Raw genomic sequence first — 20,480 nt, forward strand, 5'->3', positions numbered from 1 at the left:
CCATAAATTTATAATTTATTTAAAGTATTATATAATTCATATAATGCTAGAATTCTTAAATTTGATTGTTTAACTTAATACAAAACAAATATGAAAAATAAATTATTAGTTACAGCTATAGTTTTATTAAGTTTTCAAAACTTTTTTGCACAAGAAAATCCAGTTAAACGTGCAATAGATTCTGTAAAGCAAAATCAAGATAGTGTGTACACAGGAAATCCAAAAACTTTAGAAAAAGAAGTATTGGAACAACAACTAAAAGAAGAAAAGAAAGCTTTAAAAAATCAAGAAAAAGCGGAAGAAAAAGTAGAAAAAGCGGAAAAAGATGCCAAAGGCTCTGAAAGAAAAGCGGAAAAACAACAAGACAAATTAGAAAAAGAGCAAAAGAAATTTGAGAAAGAACAAAAGAAATTAGCTAACGCTGAGAAAGATGTTGAAAAAGCTCAAAGTAAAATTGAAAAAGAAAGAAAGAATCTTGAAAAAATGCAAGCCAAATATGCTAAAGCACAAGCTAAAGGAAAACTTTCTCCAGTTGAAATTGAAAAAGGAAATGTCTCTTTAACAAAACAACAATTGAAAATTAAAGAAGCTGAGGAAGATTTAGAAAAAGCTCAAAAGAAATTGAAAAAACTTAGATAATAAAAAATGCTCCTAAATTTAGGAGCATTTTTTTTCTTTATTCTTATGATTTAATAATCTTTTCTTTTTTTAATTTAGTTGTTAATGCTTTTTTAGTGTTTCCTGACTGTAAATCATCAAGTACATGAATTGCTTCTTCAATATAAATATCTTTAGAAAGGCTCTCATGCCATCTTTCGCGTTTTTCTTTTAGTGTTACATCGCTTTTCATTTGCTCTTCTTCATAAGGCAACGATTTAAACCTAAACGCATTTGTATAATCAGCAATTGACTTATACTTTTTATTAGTTTCTTCTAATTGCTTTTGCTCTTGCTTGAATTTGTCAATTTGCAAACTATATACATTTTCATCATTACGAGCTTGACGCCATTTAGCATTTTCATAAATCAAATTCATTTGTGGATTACTTTCAATACGTTTCTTGCTATTTTGAATTGCCAAATCATAATTAGCAGCTTTACTCCAAAGTTTGTAATCAGCAGCTTCTATTTTATCCCAAGGCATTGCATTGTCTACGTCACGTTCACCCATTTTTAAATAAGCATAACTATCTGGCATCACAATATCGCTACTTACTCCTTCTAATTGCGTTGAACCACCATTGATTCTGTAAAACTTTTGAGTAGTGGTTTTTAACGCACCTAAATCACCCAAAGTATTACCTCTTACAAACTGATTCAAATCGATAACATTTTGAACGGTTCCTTTACCATAAGTTTGTTTACTTCCTAAAATAACGGCACGTTTATAATCTTGCATTGCTGCAGCCAAAATCTCTGAAGCAGAAGCAGAAAATTCATTGGTCATAATAACTAATGGTCCGTCCCACTCTACTTTAGCATCTTTGTCATAAAGAACTTCTCTTTTTCCGGCAGCTGATTTAATTTGTACAATTGGTCCTTGCTCAATAAACAATCCGCCAATATCAACTACTGTTTTTAAAGAACCTCCTCCATTATCTCTAACATCTACAATAATTCCTTTAACTCCTTCGCTTTTCAATCTGGCTACTTCTTGAGCAACATCTTTTCCGGCATCTCTACTGTCTTTATTTTCAAAATCGATATAGAATTTTGGTAAATAGATAATTCCATACTTCACACCATTTTTCTCAACAACACTTGATTTTGCATAGGTTTCTTCAATTTCAACTTCATCTCTTATAATTGAAATTACCTTAAGTGAACCATCTGTTTTCTTAACAGTAAGACGAACTTCAGTTCCTTTTGGACCTTTTATCTTTTTAACCACGTCATCCAAACGCATTCCTACTACATCTACAGGATCGCTATCAGCTTGAGCAACTTTTAGAACTACATCGCCTGCTTCTAATTCTTTTCCTCTCCAAGCTGGTCCTCCAGAAATTAATTCTGTGATTTCAGTAAAGTCATTTTTCTTTTGAAGGCGTGCTCCAATTCCTTCCAATTTTCCACTCATACTTACATCAAAACGCTCTTTTTCGTCTGGTGCAAAATAAGAAGTATGTGGGTCAAATCTAGACGCGATGGCATTTACATAAACCGAAAACCAATCAGAACGATCTAATTCTTTACTTATAAAAGTGAAATTTTCATTCAATGATTTTAAAGTACTTTCTCTTGTTTCTTTTTCTAATTGCTCAAATGTTTTTGGAGTATCATTCTCAGTTTTAGCAATACTTTCTTGAAATTTCTTCTCCAATTCAGGAGTCAACTTATCACCCATTTTTAAACGATATTCTTTCAAACGCTCTTCTGGAGATTTATTTTTATTCTTTTGAATGTCTTCTTGAATTTTTTGTTTTTCAACTAAAGAAGATAATGTTGAAAGTTTCACTTGTTTTCTCCAACGCTCTTTTAAATCAGAAACATTTTTAGAATAAGGTGCTTTCTCATAATCTGTATCAATATCTTCATTAACAGAATAATCAATAGGATTTTCTAATGCAGCTTTATAGTAGCTTTCACTTTCTTTCATTCTTTTGATAAGACGTGTATAAGTCAAATCAAAAAAAGTAAGTTGTTTGTTATTGATTTGATCATCAATTTGCAATTCATATTTAGAAAACTCATCAATATCTGATTGCAAAAAGAATCTTTTTGATGGATCTAAAGCCGTGATATAATCTTTGTAAACTCCTTTAGAAAAAGTATCATCTATTTGAGCCGGACTGTAATGTCCTTTTTCAATTACATAAGTCAATAACTCAATAAGCAATTTATCTTTTTCTGGATCATTTTTATCTTTTGGGATAAAACTCCATAAACCAACGGAAAGCGCTAGCACTAAAAGTACTATTTTATAATGTCTTTTCATAAATTGAACTATTGTATTCATTAATTTTTCTACTAAAATACATAAAAAACTATGCCATAAAATAAAGACATCGCATAATTTTTTGTTAAAACCATTGCTATGGCTCAAAGTTATAAAATTTGTAATGGAATAAGTCTTAAAATAATTACTTTTGTTACACAAATAAAATTCAAATGTCTAAGAAACCTTTAATTCTAATAACCAACGACGACAGCATTTCTGCACCAGGAATTCGCACATTAATTGCTGTTATGTCTGAAATTGGTGAAGTTGTTGTTGTTGCACCTGATAGTCCGCAAAGTGCCATGGGACATGCTATTACTATTAATAACACTTTACATTTGAATAAAATTTCAGCAGAAAATGCTCAAATCACCGAATACAGTTGTTCTGGAACTCCAGTAGATTGTGTAAAAATGGCAGTAAACGAGATTTTGAAAAGAAAACCCGATTTGTGCGTGTCTGGCATCAATCATGGTTCAAATTCTTCCATTAATGTAATTTATTCAGGGACAATGAGTGCTGCTGTTGAAGCTGGAATTGAAGGAATTCCTGCTATAGGATTTTCATTATTAGATTATAATTGGAATGCCGATTTTGAACAAATAAAACCTTTTGTAAAGAAAATTGCTTTACAAGTTTTAGAACATGGTTTACCAGATGGAACGGTTTTAAATGTGAATTTTCCTAAGTTAAAAACAGAAGAAATTAAAGGCATTAAAATATGTCGTCAAGCAAAAGCCATGTGGCAAGAAAAATTTGACAAACGAGTAACACCTTTTGGAAAAGAGTATTATTGGTTAACTGGCGAATTCATTAACCAAGATAAAGGAGAAGATACAGACGAATTTGCTTTGGCTAAAGGATATGTTTCAATTGTACCTGTTCAATTTGATTTGACGGCACATCATGCAATCCAAACCCTAAATACATGGGATTTATAATACTATAATTTAAAAAAATGAAGAAAACAGATTTACTTATCGGATTTTTTATTGGACTTGTTACTACATTTATAGGTTCCTATTTATTTTTAAAAACTCAAACCGAATATGATTTAATTGAAGACTTTTCAATTTTAAAAAGTGAAGGAATTCTCGGAAAAGTGGTGGCACTTGGCGCAGTTTTGAATATTATAATCTTCTTCATTTTATTAAAAAAGAATAAAGAATTAATGGCAAGAGGTGTTGTAATGGCAACAATAATTTTAGCAATAACGACAATGTTTTTATAATTTTATGAAATCGCCATTAACAACTAGTTAGCGTAAGTAAACACCAATAAATAAAAGGCGATAACATATATGACAGCCAAAAAACAACTTTTACATATATGAAATATTATATCATTGCTGGAGAAGCATCAGGCGATTTACATGGTTCCAATTTGATGAAAGCATTGTATAAAGAAGATACAAATGCTGAAATTAGATTTTGGGGTGGTGATTTGATGCAAAATGTGGGTGGAACTTTGGTAAAGCACTATCGTGAATTAGCTTTCATGGGATTTGCTGAAGTGGTTATGAATCTAAAAACCATTTTAAATAACATTAAAATTTGCAAATCAGATATTGAAAAATTCAATCCAGATGTGGTAATTTTCATTGATTATCCAGGTTTTAATATGCGCATTGCAAAATGGGCTAAAGAGCGAGGTATAAAGACGCATTATTATATTTCGCCTCAAATTTGGGCATGGAAAGAAAGTAGAATTAAAGACATCAAACGTGACTTTGACAAACTTTATGTCATTCTTCCATTTGAAAAAGATTTTTATGAAGTAAAACATAATTTTCCGGTAGAATTTGTTGGTCATCCTCTAATTGATGCAATACATAATCGTAAATCAATTAATTCGGAAACATTTAGAAAAGAAAATAATTTAGATGAAAAACCAATAATTGCTATTTTACCAGGAAGTAGAAAACAAGAGATTTCTAAAATGCTTTCAGTAATGCTAAGTGTTGTCGATGATTTTCCAGACTATCAATTTGTGATTGCAGGTGCTCCTAGTCAGGAATATTCTTTTTATGAGCAATTCCTAAATGTGAAAAACATAAGGTTTATTTCAAATAAAACTTATGATTTATTGAGTAATTCTTATGCTGCATTAGTTACCTCTGGAACGGCCACTTTAGAAACAGCTCTTTTCAAAGTTCCAGAAGTGGTTTGCTACAAAGGCGGTTGGATTTCTTATCAAATTGCAAAACGAATTATTACTTTAAAATATATTTCGTTGGTAAATTTAATCATGGATGAAGAAGTAGTGACTGAATTAATTCAAGATGATTTTAATCCAAAAAATATTAAGGTCGAATTGACTAAAATTCTCGAAGAAAATCACAGAAAAAAGTTGCTAAAAAAGTATGATGATTTAGAGCAAAAACTGGGAGGAATTGGTGCAAGTGAAAAAACGGCATGCTCGATAGTTGGTTCATTAAAATAATATTAGCTCCATTTTATCGTTAGAAAATAATAAAGTCTACTATTTTGAAAAAAATCCTACTACTTTTCACACTACTTCCAATTGTCTATTCTTGTAAAACAAGTTCTTCATTAACAAGTTCAAATAACAAACTAGTAGAAAAAATCATTGATGAAGCAAAGAGTAAAATTGGATCTCCATATCGTTTTGGAGGCACTACAAATTCTGGATACGATTGTTCTGGATTAGTATTTATATCGTTTAAAAAGTATGATTTATCACTTCCGAGAACTTCAAAAGAAATGGCTAAAGAAGGAAAAATTATTACTAAAAGTAACGCTCAAAAAGGTGATTTAATTTTTTTCAAAACTGGTGGCTCAAGTCAAATTAATCATGTTGGATTGATTGTTGATGTTAATCGCGATGATATAAAATTTGTTCATTCGTCAACCAAAAAAGGTGTAATCATCTCTTCAATAACCGAAGATTATTACCAAAAATCCTTTGTTCAAATTAATCGAATTTTAGAATGATTATTTTTTTGTAGGAATATACTTTTTTGTATACTTTTATAGAAATGAAAGCATTACAATTTCCTTTAGTAAGAATAACGCTTTGTTTTGTGTTTGGAATAATTTTTTCTCAAATCACAAAACCAAATTTGACGTTGGTTATTATTTTATTATGTCTTGGAATTTTTTCATTACTTTTTTATTATTTCAAAAATAAAAACGACTTAATTCAAAAACCTTTTTTTGGTGTAACTTCTCTTTGTACGGCTTTTTTGTTAGGTGCTTTTACTTTATGCATTAGTAATCAAACTTTAAATAAGAATCATTATTTACGCCATATTGACCAAACAGAAAATGAAATTTCTACAGAACTAATTATCAAAGAAAAACTTAAAAACACTTTGAATAATGATCGTTACGTTACCGAAATGATTCTATTGAATGGCAAAAAAAGTTATGGTAAAATAATTTTAAATATCAGAAAAGATAGTGTGCTTGCCACAGTAGAAATTGGTTCTCATTTAATGGTTGATGGCTCTTTCTACAAAAACAGAAAGCCCAACAATCCAAATCAATGTGACTATGGAAAATATCTCGAAAATCAACAAATATACGCTCAGATTTATGCCGATGCGACAGATATTAAAATCAATCCAATTATAGACAAAAGTATCTCTTATTACGCAAGTAAACTACGTAACAAAATTATAAAAAATTTAGAAAAAAGTAATTTTAACAAAACCGAATTAAGTGTTGTTGTTGCCTTAATTCTTGGCCAACAACAAGATATTTCTCAAGAAGTAATACGTGATTATCAATATGCTGGTGCGGTTCATGTTTTATCCGTTTCAGGTTTACATGTTGGTTGTATTCTATTATTCGTAACCTTTTTACTAACTCCAATTCCAAATACAAAAAGAGGTTCAATTATTAAATTAGTTCTTGTCATTCTATCACTTTGGATATTTGGAATATTAGCTGGATTAGCACCATCTGTTGTTCGTTCTGTAACAATGTTTTCTTTTGTTGCAGTTGGAATGTTTTTAAGACGAAGCATCAATATTTATAACACCTTACTTGTGTCTGCTTTGCTAATCCTATTGGTAAAACCGTCTTTTCTTTTTGATATTGGATTTCAATTGAGTTACGTTGCTTTATTTTTTATTGTTTGGCTGCAACCACTTCTAACTTCCATTTGGACACCAGAAAATAAAATTGTTAAGTATTTTTGGGACATAATTACGGTTTCATTTGCGGCTCAAATTGGAACATTTCCGTTGAGTATTTATTATTTTCATCAATTTCCTGGATTGTTTTTTATTACCAATATTGTAATTCTTCCTGGTTTGAGTTTAATTCTTGGTGTTGGAGTTATTGTAATGATACTAGCTGCTTTTAATGTTGTTTGGATTCCGTTGATGAAATTGTTAGAATGGAGCATTTGGTTATTGAATAAGATTATTTCTTGGGTAGCATCGTTTGAAGATTTTATTTTTAAAGATTTATCGCTCAACTCCTACATGATGTGGTGCTGGTATTTAGTCATCATCGGAATAATTATTTGGTTCAAAAAACCGACTTTCAAGAAACTAACATTTAGTTTAATTGCCATTATTGGATTACAACTTGTTACAATTTATGCAAAATATGACAGTCAGAAGAACAGTGAATTTATCGTTTTTAGCAAAAAGAAAGTAACTATAATTACTGAAAGACAAGGAAATAAGGTTACACTTTATAGTAACGATAGCATACTAAAAACAACTGACGACAATCTTGCTTTAAAATCTTATTTAGTTGCCAATTTTTGTAAGATTGAAAAGAAAAAAGCTTTGTCAAACTTGTTTTATTTCAAAGACAAGAAAATTCTTTTAATAGATAGTAGTGCTGTTTTTATTGAAGATGAAAAACCAGATATTTTATTACTTACAAATTCACCAAAAGTAAATCTAGAACGTATCTTTCAATCATGGAAACCTGAGCAAGTTGTTGTTGATGCTACCAATTATAAAACCTATATCAAAGTGTGGCGAGAAACTTGTAGAAAAGAAAAAATCCCTTTTCATGATACATCAGAAAAGGGATTCTATAAATTGTAACTAAGATTTTTTCTTTTTAGCTGCTTTTTTAGCTGCTTTTTTAGCTGCTTTTTGTTCTTCTGCCGTGTAAGGAACAAATTTGTCAACCATTTTATTGGCTCCATCTAACCAAACTATTGGTCCACCAGCTAAATAACCAGTTTCTCCTAGAAGTTCAAAACTAGTTTTACCATCAATAGGCCCACCAGCTTTTGCAATTCTAACTGAAGGATAACCACGTATAGCAAAAAATTGTTGCAATTGACTGTTTTGAATTTTTAAAGCATCTGATTGTGGTGTTCTCCTTGGAAAATCTAACTCTACCAAAACCACTTTCTCTTTTGCCCATGCGATGAACTCCGGTGTTTTAAAAACTTCGTTTTGTAAACGAATACACCATCCGCACCAGTCACTTCCTGTGAAGAATAAGAACAATGGTTTGTTTTCAATTTTTGAAACTGCAATGGCTTCATCGATATTAGTATGCCAAGTTAATTTTTCTTGGGCTTGAATTGTCATTGATGAAACGACAAGTAATAATGTTATAAATAATTTCTTCATTTCTTTTTTTTTACAAATATATTCAAAAATAGTACCAAAAAATGTCGGCTACTTTACTTCCTGCATTAGTTTTTTAATTAGTGGAGAAATTGCTATTAAAACTAATCCAGCAGCTAAGGCGTAAATTGCTAATTGGTAGTAACCATCAGCATATACGTTTAATTTCTCTAAATTGGATGCGTTTTTGGAAGCTTTTGCAATGTTTGCACCTAGTAATCCTGCAAAATATTGACCATAAGCACTTGCTAAAAACCACATTCCCATAATTACAGCTTGTGTTTTTTGTGGCGATAATTTCGTCATGGCCGACATTCCAATTGGCGATAAACAAAGTTCTCCAAAAGTGATTACAAACCAACCAAAAGTAAATAAATCTAGAGAAGTTTTACCAGAAGCATCTGCGAAAAATTTAGTATAATAGAAAACCCAAAAACCACCAGCTAAAAATAAAAATGCTAAACCAAATTTAATAACTGTATTAGGTTCAATTTTTCGTTTTGCCATCCATAGCCAAACCAATCCAACTAATGCTGCAAATGCAATTACAAAGAAAGAATTTGCCGAATTATTAACACCATTTGGGTCTAATGAAATTCCCAAAACAGTGCTATTCAAATTTTCAGCAGCAAAATCGCTTAAGGAACCTCCGCTTTGTTCAAAAAATGCCCAAAAAATAATTGAAAATAACATAAAAATTACTGCAGCTACAAGCTTTTTGTTTTCTACAATTGAAAAGCCTTTCATTTCATAAGCTAAATACAAAATTGAAATTGGACCAATGGCATACATAAAGTAATCAGTATAAACAGTATTAGAAACCATTACAATAATTATTGGAACAATTAAAATAGAGCCAATATAGGTTATCCATTCATAGATTCTCCTTTTAGATTTTTCTAGATGTAGTAATGGAGAAAGACCAATTTCTCCCAAACTTTTTTGAGTTTGTGTAAAGGTTAATAAACTAATTAACATAACAACTGCCGCTAAACCAAATGCAACATTCCACTTTAGGTTGTCAGGAATTAAATTAGAAAGCATTTGTCCTTTTCCAATAGCAATACAAACATATCCACCAATTAAAGCACCAAGATTTACACCTGCATAAAATAATGAAAAACCTGCATCCGTTCTTGAATCACCTTCCTTGTATAATTTACCAACCATTGAAGAAATATTTGGTTTAAAAAAACCTGTCCCCACAATGCTAAAACTCACACCTACGAAGAAAAATGATTTTGGATTGATTGCTAAAATTAAACTTCCAACAATCATTAACAAACCACCCCAAAAAAGTGATTTTCTAAAACCAAAAATTTTATCAGCAAATAAACCACCAATAAAAGTAAAAGCATAAACCCATGCTTGGGTAGCACCATATTGTAAATTTGCTGCTTCTTTATCCATCAATAAATAATGAACCATATAAAAATAAAGCATTCCACGCATTCCGTAGAAGCAAAAACGTTCCCACATTTCACTAAAGAACAAATACCAAAGCTGTTTTGGATATTTTCCTTTAAAATTTTGAATCTCTTCTATTGACTGATTGATTTCCATAATTAATTAATTCCGTGGTCTTTCATTACTTTATTTAAATTTTTCACTAAGGCAAACATTAATATTGTTGCAAACATTAACAATCCGAAATTTACCCAAAAGAAATTAGCTTTATCGTCATATTGGTCCCACATACTTGCTAAAACTCCAGATAATTTATTTCCGATGGAGGTTGATAAAAACCATCCGCCCATCATTAATGCAGTAATATTTTTTGGAGATAATTTAGAAACAATCGATAATCCCATTGGACTTAGGAATAACTCACCAATAGTTATAATTCCGTAATTAGCAACCAACCACCAAACGGATACTTTTTCCATTCCGTTGTTTCCAATATGAACCGCAGCAACCATAACTAGAACGGATAAAGCCGAAATTAATAATCCAAAAGCAATTTTTGTTGGAGTTGATGGTTCTTTCTTTCTACTTCTTAAAAAGGTAAAAAAGGCGACAACAAGTGGTGTCAAAATGATAACCCAACCTGGATTAATAGACTGACTTAAATTGGTTGCCCAAATAGAAACTTTGGAACCTTCTTGAGGTAATTTCTCTTTTTCAACATTTCTAAAATAAATTGGATAATCAACTACTTTTTTAACTTCACCATTTTCTTTTTGAAGTCTAAAACTTGCATCGTATAATTCGGTTGAATCCTTTTTGTATTCAATATCTTTTGCTAATTTTAAATTACTAAAAACAGCTTGAGTCGTTCCGCTTATTTCTCTATCTGTATACCTATCAGCCCATGTTGTTAATGCCGAACCATTTAATTTAAAAACTGCCCAAAACAAAATTACCACAGCAAATATTGAAAGTAAAGCGCCAATTGGTCTTTTCTCTTCAGGTTTTGCTTTAAAGTATAAACTTCCGTAAAAGTAAACTACTGGAAGACAAGCAAAAATAAAAGCATCAGTACTATCAGAACCAAAAATGGCACTATCAAGATTTACATCTGATTGTACTCCTTTAATCAACCAACCAATAACTCCAAAAACTACCGATGGGACTAAAATGTACAATACAATTTTTGAAAACGGCATATCACCTTCTTGAATTCCTTTTTTATCGGTTTTATCGCCATAATGTTTTGTTCCTAAAAGAAACACGATTACACCAATAAACATTCCTAAACCAGCAGCCATAAAAGCATATTGCCAACCTAGTAAAATTTGTAAAGCAGCACCAAAAAAGTTACAGATAAAAGCACCAACATTGATTCCCATGTAGAAAATGTTGTATCCTTCATCTTTCTTCTCTTTGTATTGGTCTTCGTTGTAGAAATTTCCTAGTAAAGTTGAGATATTTGGTTTAAAAAATCCATTTCCAACGATAACTAAAGTCATGGCAAGATATAACATTGGTAAACTATGAATTCCCATCATAAAATAACCTGCACCCATCATTATTCCACCAATTACAATTGATTTTTTGTAACCTAAATATCTATCAGCAACTAAACCACCAATGAAAGGTGTTAAAAATACCAAAGCGATAAAAGTTCCATACAAATCGGATGCTTCTTTCTCTGTCATTGCGAAACCTGCTTCTACATCTTTAAGATATAGCGTAAAAATTCCAATCATTAAATAATAACCAAAACGTTCCCACATTTCAGATAAAAATAAGTAAGGCAATGCTTTAGGATGACTTTTCCACATAATAATTCAATTTAAAAAACAAACCTACAAGGATTTCTTGTAGGTTTGAAAGATATAAAAATATTTTTTAAAATTATCTAATGCCGTGCATCATCTTTTTAATCACTGGTGTTAAAGCAAATAAAATAACTGCAGCAACTCCTGTTAACACAACGAATACCATAAAGAATTCAAATAAGGTTTTAATTGTAAATCCAGCAAAAACAGGATAAGTTACCGTTACTACTTTTTTCTCCTTAATTAAATCTAATTCAGTAGCTGTAAAAGTTGTGTCAGAAGCAATAAACTTATTTACAAACTGTTTTTTATCTTTCTTAGCAATCTCCTTTAAACTTTTGATTTCAGCAATATTTTTAATTTTTCTATCAACATCAAGTTTAAACTCTATAGCCTTTTCTTTATCAATTTTTGCTAAATTTAATTTCGCCAAGGTAAACAACTGAGTTCCGTCAGCAACTTTGTTTCCATCTAAAATTCCTCTCAAATCAATATTGTTTTTTTCAGCCGTTAAATATTTATCCCCAGTTGGAGGAAGAATTGAACCTAAAGTTCCTGATAAAGCATAACCTGCAGCATTTGATAAAAAGAAAACTCCAAATAATAGTGAAGCGAAACGCTTTGGAGATAATTTACCAACTAAAGACAAACCAATTGGAGACAAACACAATTCAGCAAAAGTTTGAATTAAATATAAAAGTATTAACCATTTGATAGCTAGCAATCCGCTATTTCCTAAATCTTTCACATTGTGAGCAATAATGAAGTAACTAACTGCAATTAAACCTAAACCTATTGCTTGTTTTACAGTTGACAATGGCTCTTTTCCACTTGCTCTTAATTTATCCCATAAAATACTAAATGGTAATGCAAAACCAAAAACGAAAATTCCATTAAAAACTTGTACCATTGAAGCTGGCATTTGCCATCCAAACATAAAAGTTCTATCCGTTTGATTTGCTGCAATAAATGTTAAAGAGGAACCAGCTTGTTCAAATGCAGCCCAAAAGAATATGATGAAAAATCCAACTATATAAATTACAAAAATTCTATCTCTTTCAATTTTGGTTAATGAACTATCAGAAACAATTAATCCAGCTAATGTTAAACCACTTGCATAGATAATTGGATATATAATAGTTTTAATAAAATTATCCCCATCCAGAAGAAATCTAAAAGCAAAAAATAAAACTATAAAGGCTATAACAGCACCAATTAATGATTTAGTTGAAAACACAGCGCTTTGAGATTCACCTTCTTCATAATCTGAAGTATCATTATATTTTGGTAATCCGCCAAGTGGTTTTCCTTCTGGAGTTACTACATATTTATTTTTCAATACATAAAATACAGCTGTACCAATTAACATTGCAATTGATGCTGCTAAAAATCCCCATTTGAAAGCATGAACATTTTGAACACCATTTACTACTTCATCACCTAAATAGGGACAGATAGTTTGACCTAAGAAAGCTCCTAAGTTAATTCCCATATAGAAAATTGTAAAAGCAGTATCTAATTTTGTTTTTTCTTGTTTTGGATACAAACTTCCAACCATTGAGGAAATATTTGGTTTAAAGAAACCATTACCAAAAATGATAATTCCTAATGCTGACCACATTAAAGTATTTGCCAAAGATAAATTTGTTCCAAACACACTTGCACTTGTAAACAATAAAAATTGCCCAACTGCCATCATTAAACCACCCAGTAAAATACAGTTTCTGTTTCCAAAAAATCTATCGGCAATGAATCCACCTAACATAGGTGTTAAGTAACAAAGTCCTAAAAATCCACCATAAATTAATGATGCCTCTTCTTCTTTCATCATCAATGAATTTACTAAGAACAATGTTAAGATAGCTCGCATTCCGTAGAAGTTGAACCTTTCCCACATCTCGGTTCCAAATAATACCCAAAGTCCTTTTGGATGTCCTGTTTTTACTGCTGTTTCACTCATTTTAATTTATTTTAGTTTGTATTTAGTTGATTATAGTTTCTCTTTAATGTAATTCGTCATTTTGTTAAACAACTGAATTCTTGTTTTACCACCGTATATTCCGTGGTTTTTGTCAGGATAAATTGCCCAATCAAATTGTTTATTAGCTTGAACTAATGCTTCAATCATTTGCATTGAATTTTGAACATGCACATTATCGTCAGCCGTTCCATGAATTAGTAAAAAACTTCCTTTTAATTTACTAACATGATTGATTGGCGAATTGTCATCATAACCACTTGCATTTTCTTGTGGTGTTGTCATGTATCTTTCAGTGTAAATACTATCATAAAATCTCCAATTAGTAACCGGAGCAACGGCAATTGCCATTTTGAAAACATCAGCACCTTTGAACAAACAATTGCTCGACATAAAGCCACCATAAGACCAGCCAAATATACCAATTCTAGATTTATCTACATAAGCATAGTTTCCTATAACTTTTGCAGCATCGATTTGATCTTCTACTTCAAATTTTCCTAATTCATTTTGAGTACATTTTTTAAAAGCAGCACCTTTATAACCTGTTCCTCTTCCGTCAACACAAGCAATGATATAACCTTGTTGTGACAACATCATAAACCACATGTCGTTAGTATCTAACCAATTATTGGCCACTTCTTGCGAACCTGGTCCAGAATATTGAAACATGAAAACTGGATATTTTTTAGTTGCATCAAAATCTTTTGGTTTGATCATCCAAGCATTTAGTTGGTGTCCTTTTTCCGTCGTAAGTTCAAAAAACTCTTTTGTTGGTAAATCATATCTTTTTAATTTATCAACCAAAGCTGTGTTGTTTACAATTTCTTGAGCTTGTTTTCCGTCTTTAGAGCTATTCAAAGTATACGTTGGCGGAGTTGTCACACTTGAATAAGTATTGATAAAATAAGTAAAATCTGGACTAAAAGTCGCTGCATTTGTTCCAACTTGTGAAGATAATTTTACTTTCTTTTTTCCGTCAAGCGAAATTTTATAAACGTCTCTCAAAATAGAACCTTTCTCTACTGATTGATAAAAAACTGTTTTAGTTTTTTCGTCAAAACCATAATAAGAAGTTACTTCCCAATTTCCTTTGGTAACTTGATTTTTTAGTTTTCCGTTTTTATCGTATAAATAAATGTGATTGTAACCATCTTTTTCTGAAGTCCAAATAAAACTGTTGTCTTTCAAGAATGTTAAATTATCAGTAACATCTACATAAGCCTTATCTTTTTCATTCAAAACTACTTTTGGGCTAGCTGTAGTTGCATCAACAAAAATTAAATCTAAATTGTCTTGATGACGATTAAGAACTTGAACCGAAACTAAATTAGCATCGTTAGTCCATTTCATTCTTGCAATATAGAAATCAGAATAATTTCCTAAATTAATTGGTTGAGAAATATTGCCGCTTAAATTATAAATATGCAATGAAACTAAGGCGTTTTTCTCACCAGCTTTTGGATATTTAAACGTTTCTGAAGTTGGATATAAGTCCTTTTTGTACATATCCATTGAAAATTGTGGTACTTCGCTTTCGTCGAAACGAATGTAAGCTAGTTTTTTACTATCCGTACTCCAATCGAAAGCACGAACAAAGGCAAACTCTTCTTCGTAAACCCAATCAGTGATACCATTTATTATTGCATTTTTCGCACCATCATTAGTAACACGAGTTGTATTTCTTGATGCTATGTCATAAACATACAGATCATTTGCTTTTGCATAAGCAATTTTAGTTCCGTCAGGAGAAAATGTTGGCTCTTGAACTTGACCTAAAAATCCAGAAATTTTTTGAGATTTTGTGTCATACAAAAAGTAATCTGCAGTAAACGAATGACGGAAAATTTGGTTAGAATTATTAGCAATTAAAATTTGCTTTTCATCATTACTAAACACATAACTATCAATTCCATCATCGGATAATTCCTTGAAGTTTTTAGTATCTATTAATGTCGACACTTTTTTTAATGTTGCAAAATCATAAAGATCGATTTGCTGGCTTTTTGTAGCTCTGTCAGTATTTAAAACCGTATACTGATTAGTGTTTTTCATGGATTGTAATGCATCCATTCCTTTGGCACGAAAAGCGCCTGTGTAAATTTCTTCAACCGAAATTTTTTGCTGTGCTACAACAGAAAAAGTTGTTAAAAGAAAGAGCGTAATAATTTTAGTAATTTTCATTTTCTTGATTGATTATAAAACGAGTTCAATTTTAGTGAAAAATTCCCAAATAATGGCATATTTTTATGTTAAATGCAATTTTTAGTATTTTTAAATTCCTCCAAAACAAAATATAAGAATTAATTCTAAAGCGTATCTTTGCTAAAAATAAGAATTAATCATTTGAACATGAATAACGCTGTTGCCGGATTTTCAAAATTAACAAAAGAAGATAAAATCAATTGGATTGCTAATGAATACTTTACCAATCCATCAGAAGCTATTGCTACCATAAAACAATACTGGAATTCTGATTCCAAATTGCAACAATTGCATGATGAATTTATTGAAAACACGATTACCAATTTCTATTTACCAATGGGAATTGCGCCAAATTTTCTAATCAACGATAAATATTATTCAGTTCCAATGGTAATTGAAGAAAGTTCAGTTGTTGCTGCGGCTGCGAAATCGTCTAAATATTGGAGTACTCGAGGCGGATTTAAAGCCACTGTTTTGAATTCTGAAAAAATCGGACAGGTACATTTTATTTATAAAGGTGATGTTCAAAAATTAGAAAACTTCTTCAATACAACAAAATCAAAATTCTTTTCCGAAACCGAAAACATCACCAAAAACATGCAAAAACGCGGTGGTGGAATTTTGGATATTGAACTAAGAAATAAAACCAACGAATTAGAAAACTACTTTCAATTGCATGCTACTTTTGAAACGAAAGATTCTATGGGAGCAAATTTTATAAATTCTTGTTTAGAGCAATTTGCAAAAACATTAAAAGTAGAAGCTCAAAATTATGATGGTTTTTCTGAAGAAGAAAAAAACATTCAAGTGGTGATGAGCATTCTTTCTAATTATGTTCCCAATTGTATTGTTCGTGCTGAAGTTTCATGCAAAATTGAAGATTTAGCCGAAAAGAAAATTGAGAATCCTCAAGAATTTGCAGAGAAATTTGTTCAAGCGGTGAAGATTGCAGAAATAGAACCTTATAGAGCAGTAACGCACAACAAAGGAATTATGAACGGGATTGACTCAGTAATTCTTGCAACTGGAAATGATTTCCGAGCTGTTGAAGCTGGAGTTCATGCTTATGCTTCTCGAAACGGAAAATATTCAAGTTTATCTCATGCTAAAATTGAAAATGGAGTCTTTACTTTTTGGATGGAAATTCCATTAGCTTTAGGAACTGTTGGCGGATTAACTTCATTGCATCCTTTAGTTAAAATGGCTTTACAGATTTTAGGAAAACCATCGGCACACGAATTAATGCAAATAGTTGCTGTAACTGGATTAGCACAAAATTTTGCTGCTTTGCGTTCCTTAACTACAACCGGAATTCAGGAAGGCCATATGAAAATGCATATAAATAATATTTTGAATCAGTTTCAAACTTCTGATGAAGAGCGAATAATGATTAAAAAGCACTTTGAAAGTAATACTATTTCTCATGCTGCAGTTGTAGAATTTATTGAGAATTTAAGAAAATAATCTTGTGAAAAAAGAATTCTACAGCAACGGAAAATTACTAATTACAGGAGAATATGTAGTTCTTGATGGTGCAAAAGCATTGGCTCTGCCTACAAAATTTGGTCAGAATTTAATTATTGAATCTTCAGAAAATGAAGTTATTCAATGGAGAAGTCATGACAATGATGGAAGTATTTGGTTTGAAGAAAACATTCCTTTTTCCAGTATCATTGAAAAGAAGAATTATGATGAAATTCATAACATCAAAAATACATTGATTGAAATTTTGCATGAAGCTTACTTAATGAATTCTGATTTTATTACAAATTCAAAAGGTTATAAGATTACAACAGAGCTCACCTTTCCTAAATTTTGGGGTTTGGGCACTTCTTCTACTCTTATTAATAATATTGCTCAGTGGTTAGAGATTGATGCCTATGAATTACTTAAAAGAAGTTTTGGAGGAAGTGGATATGACTTGGCTTGTGCTCAAAATGATTCAGCAATTATCTACCAATTAATCAATGAAAAACCAACAGTAGAAAAAATATCTTTTGAACCTGACTTTACTGATAAAATACATTTCGTTTATTTGAACAGAAAGCAAAGTAGCAAATCTGCAATTGCTTCATATCTAGACAAGCAAGGAGATATTGGGAAAACTGTTAAAATAATTGATGCAATTACAAAGACAATTGTAGATGCAACCGAACCAAAAGAATTTGCATTAGCATTACATAAACATGAAATTGAAATGAGTAATGTTTTAGAACTTCAAACAGTTCAAGAAGCTTTGTTTGATGATTTTCATGGTGTTATCAAAAGTCTTGGTGCTTGGGGTGGCGATTTTGTTTTAGCCATTTCAAAAGAAAATCCATCAGAGTATTTTAACAATAAAGGATACAAGGTAGTGATACCTTATAAAGACATGATATTATAAAACTAAAAAATCCCGAAATAATTCGGGATTTTTTATATAATTATTAGAAAGAATCTACTAGTAGAATTCTAATCTATTATCATCAATTTTAGCATCATTTTTCAAAGCTGGGAAAACTCTTCCTGAAGCTTGACCTGCATTAGACTTCAACTTGTTTACATAATCATCATACTTAGGCAATTTTGGTGCTTTAGCAACAGATTTTGTTTTGATAACATAAACTCCAGAATTTCCTTCGATTGGAGCAGATACTTTATTTGCTGGAGATCCAAAAGCAGTTCCAACTACTTTTTGCTCTAATCCAACATTTGCTAAAACAGCGTTATCAACAGATGCAGCTGGAGCATTTTGAACAGTAGTTGCATTAGCTTTAGCAATCGCTTCTAATGAAGAACCTTTCATTTTAGCAATAATTTTTTCAGCTTTCTTTTTGTTTTTGATAATGCTTTCAACCATTGGTTTAGCTTCTTCAACAGTCATTAAACCTTTTTCGTTGATTTTTTTTAATCTAGCAATGATGTTTCCAACGTTAACGACTTCAAATCTTTTTACATCACCAACATTAGTATCATTGCTGTAAGCCCATTTTATAACTTGTCTTTGATTACCAGCAGCACCAAAAGCTTCATCCATTGGTTTAGCTTTTATTGATGGATTTACAGTAAGTTTAGCTGCTTTTGCAACTGTAGCAAAATCTTTACCTGCTGCGTCCATTTCAAATTGTGTAGCTTTTGTAAAAGCTTCGTTTGTTGTTTGCTCTGATGCTTCAATTTTTTGAGCAACTGTAGCTAAACGAACTGCGTCTTGCTTATCAGTAACATTGATAATATGGTAACCGAATTCTGTTTCTGCAATACCTATTTTTCCTACTGGATTTGCAAATACAAAATCTTTATATCCTTTAGCAAAACCAGTTTCTTTTGAGATGAATCCCATATCACCACCATTTTGTTGAACAGATGGATCTTCAGAATTTGTTAACGCCATCATTTGGAACATTGAAGGATTCGCCAAAACTTGAGCTAACAATGCATCAGCTTTAACTTTAGCTTCTTCTTTAGTTCTTTTTTCTTTTGGAGCAGCTCTTTCAGCACCAACCCAACTAATCAAGATGTGACTAGATTTAACTTGGTCACCAGCTTTTCTTCCCATCACTTTAGAAATACAGTAATAGTTTCCGTTGATGTATGGTCCGTAGATTTCACCTGCTGGTAAAGCAAATAATTTATCAGCATGTTCTGCAGGTAAATTTTGTTTTGTTACGTATGTTGAATCGTACGGTTTATCTGAATTAGCGCCAACGAAATCAGCAACATCAGTAGCAGTTTTAAAACTTGGTAAAGTATCGTTTTTACCTGTTTCTTTATTATAAACAACGCTACCTGTTAAAAGTCCGTTGATTTTAGCTTTCATTTCTTCTTCATCTTTTACAGATGGTTTGTCTTCAATTAAAACATATTCAATTTCACGAGTTTCCTCAGATTTGAAACGTTTTTCATTTTTCTTCATATATTCTAAGATGTCAGCATCTGTAACTTTTACATCACTATCTTTAATTGTAGAATATAACACAGAAACGTAATCAAAATTAACTTTGTTGGCTTCCAATTCATACTTGAATTTTCCTTCAGCATTTGTTGTGTACATACCAGCTTTAATCATTGAGCTATAGATTTGAAATTTAGAGTTGATTTCTGCATCTTTTTCTCTATCTTTCATCATCTGAGCTTGCTCTGGATTATTTTTAAAATATTCTTTAAACTTAGCCAAATCAAACTTTCCTAATTGATTTAAGAACATCGGATTTTGACCAATATTTGGGTCTTTTTTGAAAAATTCAACAATATGATTATCACTAGTACGTATACCAGCTTTTTCAAATTGCTCATTTATTAAAGCAATTGCAACTTCTTGGTCCCAAACTTGATTAGCTGCTTGCGTTTGCGTTACAGGTTGTCCGTTTTGTCCGTTCTTTTCAGTGTTTGCAACTTTAATTCTAAAGTCTTCAAAAGCAATGTCTTTTCCATTAACGCTTCCTACATCATGTGATTGACTTTTCATTCCATTTGAAAACAAATCTTGAATAACAAATGCTAACAAAGCAAGACCAATAACTAATAAAAGTAATCCTGAGCGCTTTCTAATTTTTTGTAAAACTGCCATTTTTTATATATGTTAATTTTTTA

Annotated in this window: 15 protein-coding genes; 8 read left to right on the top strand and 7 right to left on the bottom strand. The window is 31.0% G+C overall.

Going from position 1 to position 20,480, the window contains the following annotated elements; translation table 11 throughout:
- The first annotated feature begins 90 nt into the window (after nucleotides 1-90).
- Nucleotides 91-639, top strand: a complete 549-nt coding sequence (locus ABD771_RS03285; RefSeq protein ID WP_345090614.1) for a hypothetical protein — start codon at nucleotides 91-93, stop codon at nucleotides 637-639.
- Nucleotides 640-682: 43 nt separating this feature from the next.
- On the opposite strand, the gene ABD771_RS03290 is transcribed toward ABD771_RS03285, so the two are convergent.
- Entirely contained in the window at nucleotides 683-2,956 is a 2,274-nt protein-coding gene (locus ABD771_RS03290) for a carboxy terminal-processing peptidase (RefSeq protein WP_345090617.1), read from the bottom strand.
- A gap of 152 nt (nucleotides 2,957-3,108) precedes the next feature.
- Between ABD771_RS03290 and surE the strand changes: the two genes are divergently transcribed.
- The 5 genes from surE (at nucleotide 3,109) to ABD771_RS03315 (ending at nucleotide 7,970) form a co-directional block, all read left to right on the top strand.
- Complete coding sequence (gene surE, locus ABD771_RS03295) at nucleotides 3,109-3,879, top strand: 5'/3'-nucleotidase SurE (RefSeq protein WP_345090620.1); 771 nt, start codon at nucleotides 3,109-3,111, stop codon at nucleotides 3,877-3,879.
- 17 nt (nucleotides 3,880-3,896) lie between these two features.
- A complete protein-coding gene (locus ABD771_RS03300; RefSeq protein ID WP_345090623.1) occupies nucleotides 3,897-4,169 on the top strand; it encodes a hypothetical protein in 273 nt (90 codons plus the stop codon).
- 98 nt (nucleotides 4,170-4,267) lie between these two features.
- Nucleotides 4,268-5,380, top strand: a complete 1,113-nt coding sequence (lpxB, locus tag ABD771_RS03305) for a lipid-A-disaccharide synthase (protein WP_345090626.1) — start codon at nucleotides 4,268-4,270, stop codon at nucleotides 5,378-5,380.
- Between the two features lie 44 nt (nucleotides 5,381-5,424).
- On the top strand, nucleotides 5,425-5,892 hold the full coding sequence (locus ABD771_RS03310; protein ID WP_345090629.1) for a C40 family peptidase: 468 nt from the start codon (nucleotides 5,425-5,427) through the stop codon (nucleotides 5,890-5,892).
- Nucleotides 5,893-5,936: 44 nt separating this feature from the next.
- On the top strand, nucleotides 5,937-7,970 hold the full coding sequence (locus ABD771_RS03315) for a ComEC/Rec2 family competence protein (protein WP_345090632.1): 2,034 nt from the start codon (nucleotides 5,937-5,939) through the stop codon (nucleotides 7,968-7,970).
- Here the strand turns inward: ABD771_RS03315 and ABD771_RS03320 are convergent, their stop codons facing one another.
- The 5 genes from ABD771_RS03320 to ABD771_RS03340 form a co-directional block, all read right to left on the bottom strand.
- The gene (locus tag ABD771_RS03320) at nucleotides 7,971-8,510 is read right to left on the bottom strand and encodes a thioredoxin family protein (protein ID WP_345090635.1); all 540 of its coding nucleotides are present in this window, start codon (nucleotides 8,508-8,510) and stop codon (nucleotides 7,971-7,973) included.
- 48 nt (nucleotides 8,511-8,558) lie between these two features.
- Nucleotides 8,559-10,070 carry a peptide MFS transporter gene (locus ABD771_RS03325; RefSeq protein ID WP_345090638.1) on the bottom strand — a complete coding sequence of 504 codons (1,512 nt, stop codon included), beginning with the start codon at nucleotides 10,068-10,070 and terminating at the stop codon, nucleotides 8,559-8,561.
- Nucleotides 10,071-10,072: 2 nt separating this feature from the next.
- Nucleotides 10,073-11,731: a peptide MFS transporter gene (locus tag ABD771_RS03330; RefSeq protein WP_345090641.1), complete on the bottom strand. Its 1,659-nt coding sequence runs from the start codon at nucleotides 11,729-11,731 to the stop codon at nucleotides 10,073-10,075.
- Nucleotides 11,732-11,804: 73 nt separating this feature from the next.
- Nucleotides 11,805-13,688 (bottom strand): peptide MFS transporter, encoded by a 1,884-nt coding sequence (locus ABD771_RS03335; protein WP_345090644.1) that lies wholly within the window; start codon nucleotides 13,686-13,688, stop codon nucleotides 11,805-11,807.
- A gap of 30 nt (nucleotides 13,689-13,718) precedes the next feature.
- The gene (locus tag ABD771_RS03340) at nucleotides 13,719-15,890 is read right to left on the bottom strand and encodes a S9 family peptidase (RefSeq protein WP_345090647.1); all 2,172 of its coding nucleotides are present in this window, start codon (nucleotides 15,888-15,890) and stop codon (nucleotides 13,719-13,721) included.
- A gap of 168 nt (nucleotides 15,891-16,058) precedes the next feature.
- Here ABD771_RS03340 and ABD771_RS03345 point away from each other — a divergent pair, with 168 nt between their 5' ends.
- Both ABD771_RS03345 and ABD771_RS03350 read left to right on the top strand, forming a co-directional pair.
- Nucleotides 16,059-17,375: a hydroxymethylglutaryl-CoA reductase, degradative gene (locus ABD771_RS03345; RefSeq protein WP_345090650.1), complete on the top strand. Its 1,317-nt coding sequence runs from the start codon at nucleotides 16,059-16,061 to the stop codon at nucleotides 17,373-17,375.
- 4 nt (nucleotides 17,376-17,379) lie between these two features.
- Nucleotides 17,380-18,294: a GYDIA family GHMP kinase gene (locus tag ABD771_RS03350; RefSeq protein WP_345090653.1), complete on the top strand. Its 915-nt coding sequence runs from the start codon at nucleotides 17,380-17,382 to the stop codon at nucleotides 18,292-18,294.
- A 57-nt stretch (nucleotides 18,295-18,351) separates the two neighbouring features.
- Here ABD771_RS03350 and ABD771_RS03355 read toward each other — a convergent pair whose 3' ends face one another.
- The gene (locus ABD771_RS03355) at nucleotides 18,352-20,457 is read right to left on the bottom strand and encodes a peptidylprolyl isomerase (RefSeq protein WP_345090656.1); all 2,106 of its coding nucleotides are present in this window, start codon (nucleotides 20,455-20,457) and stop codon (nucleotides 18,352-18,354) included.
- Nucleotides 20,458-20,480 lie beyond the last annotated feature (23 nt).

The organism is Flavobacterium chungnamense (assembly GCF_039539165.1).
Classification (GTDB): domain Bacteria; phylum Bacteroidota; class Bacteroidia; order Flavobacteriales; family Flavobacteriaceae; genus Flavobacterium; species Flavobacterium chungnamense.

What these genes read in the sequence shown, in the direction of transcription:
- ABD771_RS03285 (WP_345090614.1), top strand. Translation starts at nt 91, where the DNA reads ATGAAAAATAAATTATTAGTTACAGCTATAGTTTTATTAAGTTTTCAA.
- ABD771_RS03290 (WP_345090617.1), bottom strand. Translation starts at nt 2,956, where the DNA reads ATGAATACAATAGTTCAATTTATGAAAAGACATTATAAAATAGTACTT.
- surE (WP_345090620.1), top strand. Translation starts at nt 3,109, where the DNA reads ATGTCTAAGAAACCTTTAATTCTAATAACCAACGACGACAGCATTTCT.
- ABD771_RS03300 (WP_345090623.1), top strand. Translation starts at nt 3,897, where the DNA reads ATGAAGAAAACAGATTTACTTATCGGATTTTTTATTGGACTTGTTACT.
- lpxB (WP_345090626.1), top strand. Translation starts at nt 4,268, where the DNA reads ATGAAATATTATATCATTGCTGGAGAAGCATCAGGCGATTTACATGGT.
- ABD771_RS03315 (WP_345090632.1), top strand. Translation starts at nt 5,937, where the DNA reads ATGAAAGCATTACAATTTCCTTTAGTAAGAATAACGCTTTGTTTTGTG.
- ABD771_RS03320 (WP_345090635.1), bottom strand. Translation starts at nt 8,510, where the DNA reads ATGAAGAAATTATTTATAACATTATTACTTGTCGTTTCATCAATGACA.
- ABD771_RS03325 (WP_345090638.1), bottom strand. Translation starts at nt 10,070, where the DNA reads ATGGAAATCAATCAGTCAATAGAAGAGATTCAAAATTTTAAAGGAAAA.
- ABD771_RS03330 (WP_345090641.1), bottom strand. Translation starts at nt 11,731, where the DNA reads ATGTGGAAAAGTCATCCTAAAGCATTGCCTTACTTATTTTTATCTGAA.
- ABD771_RS03335 (WP_345090644.1), bottom strand. Translation starts at nt 13,688, where the DNA reads ATGAGTGAAACAGCAGTAAAAACAGGACATCCAAAAGGACTTTGGGTA.
- ABD771_RS03340 (WP_345090647.1), bottom strand. Translation starts at nt 15,890, where the DNA reads ATGAAAATTACTAAAATTATTACGCTCTTTCTTTTAACAACTTTTTCT.
- ABD771_RS03345 (WP_345090650.1), top strand. Translation starts at nt 16,059, where the DNA reads ATGAATAACGCTGTTGCCGGATTTTCAAAATTAACAAAAGAAGATAAA.
- ABD771_RS03355 (WP_345090656.1), bottom strand. Translation starts at nt 20,457, where the DNA reads ATGGCAGTTTTACAAAAAATTAGAAAGCGCTCAGGATTACTTTTATTA.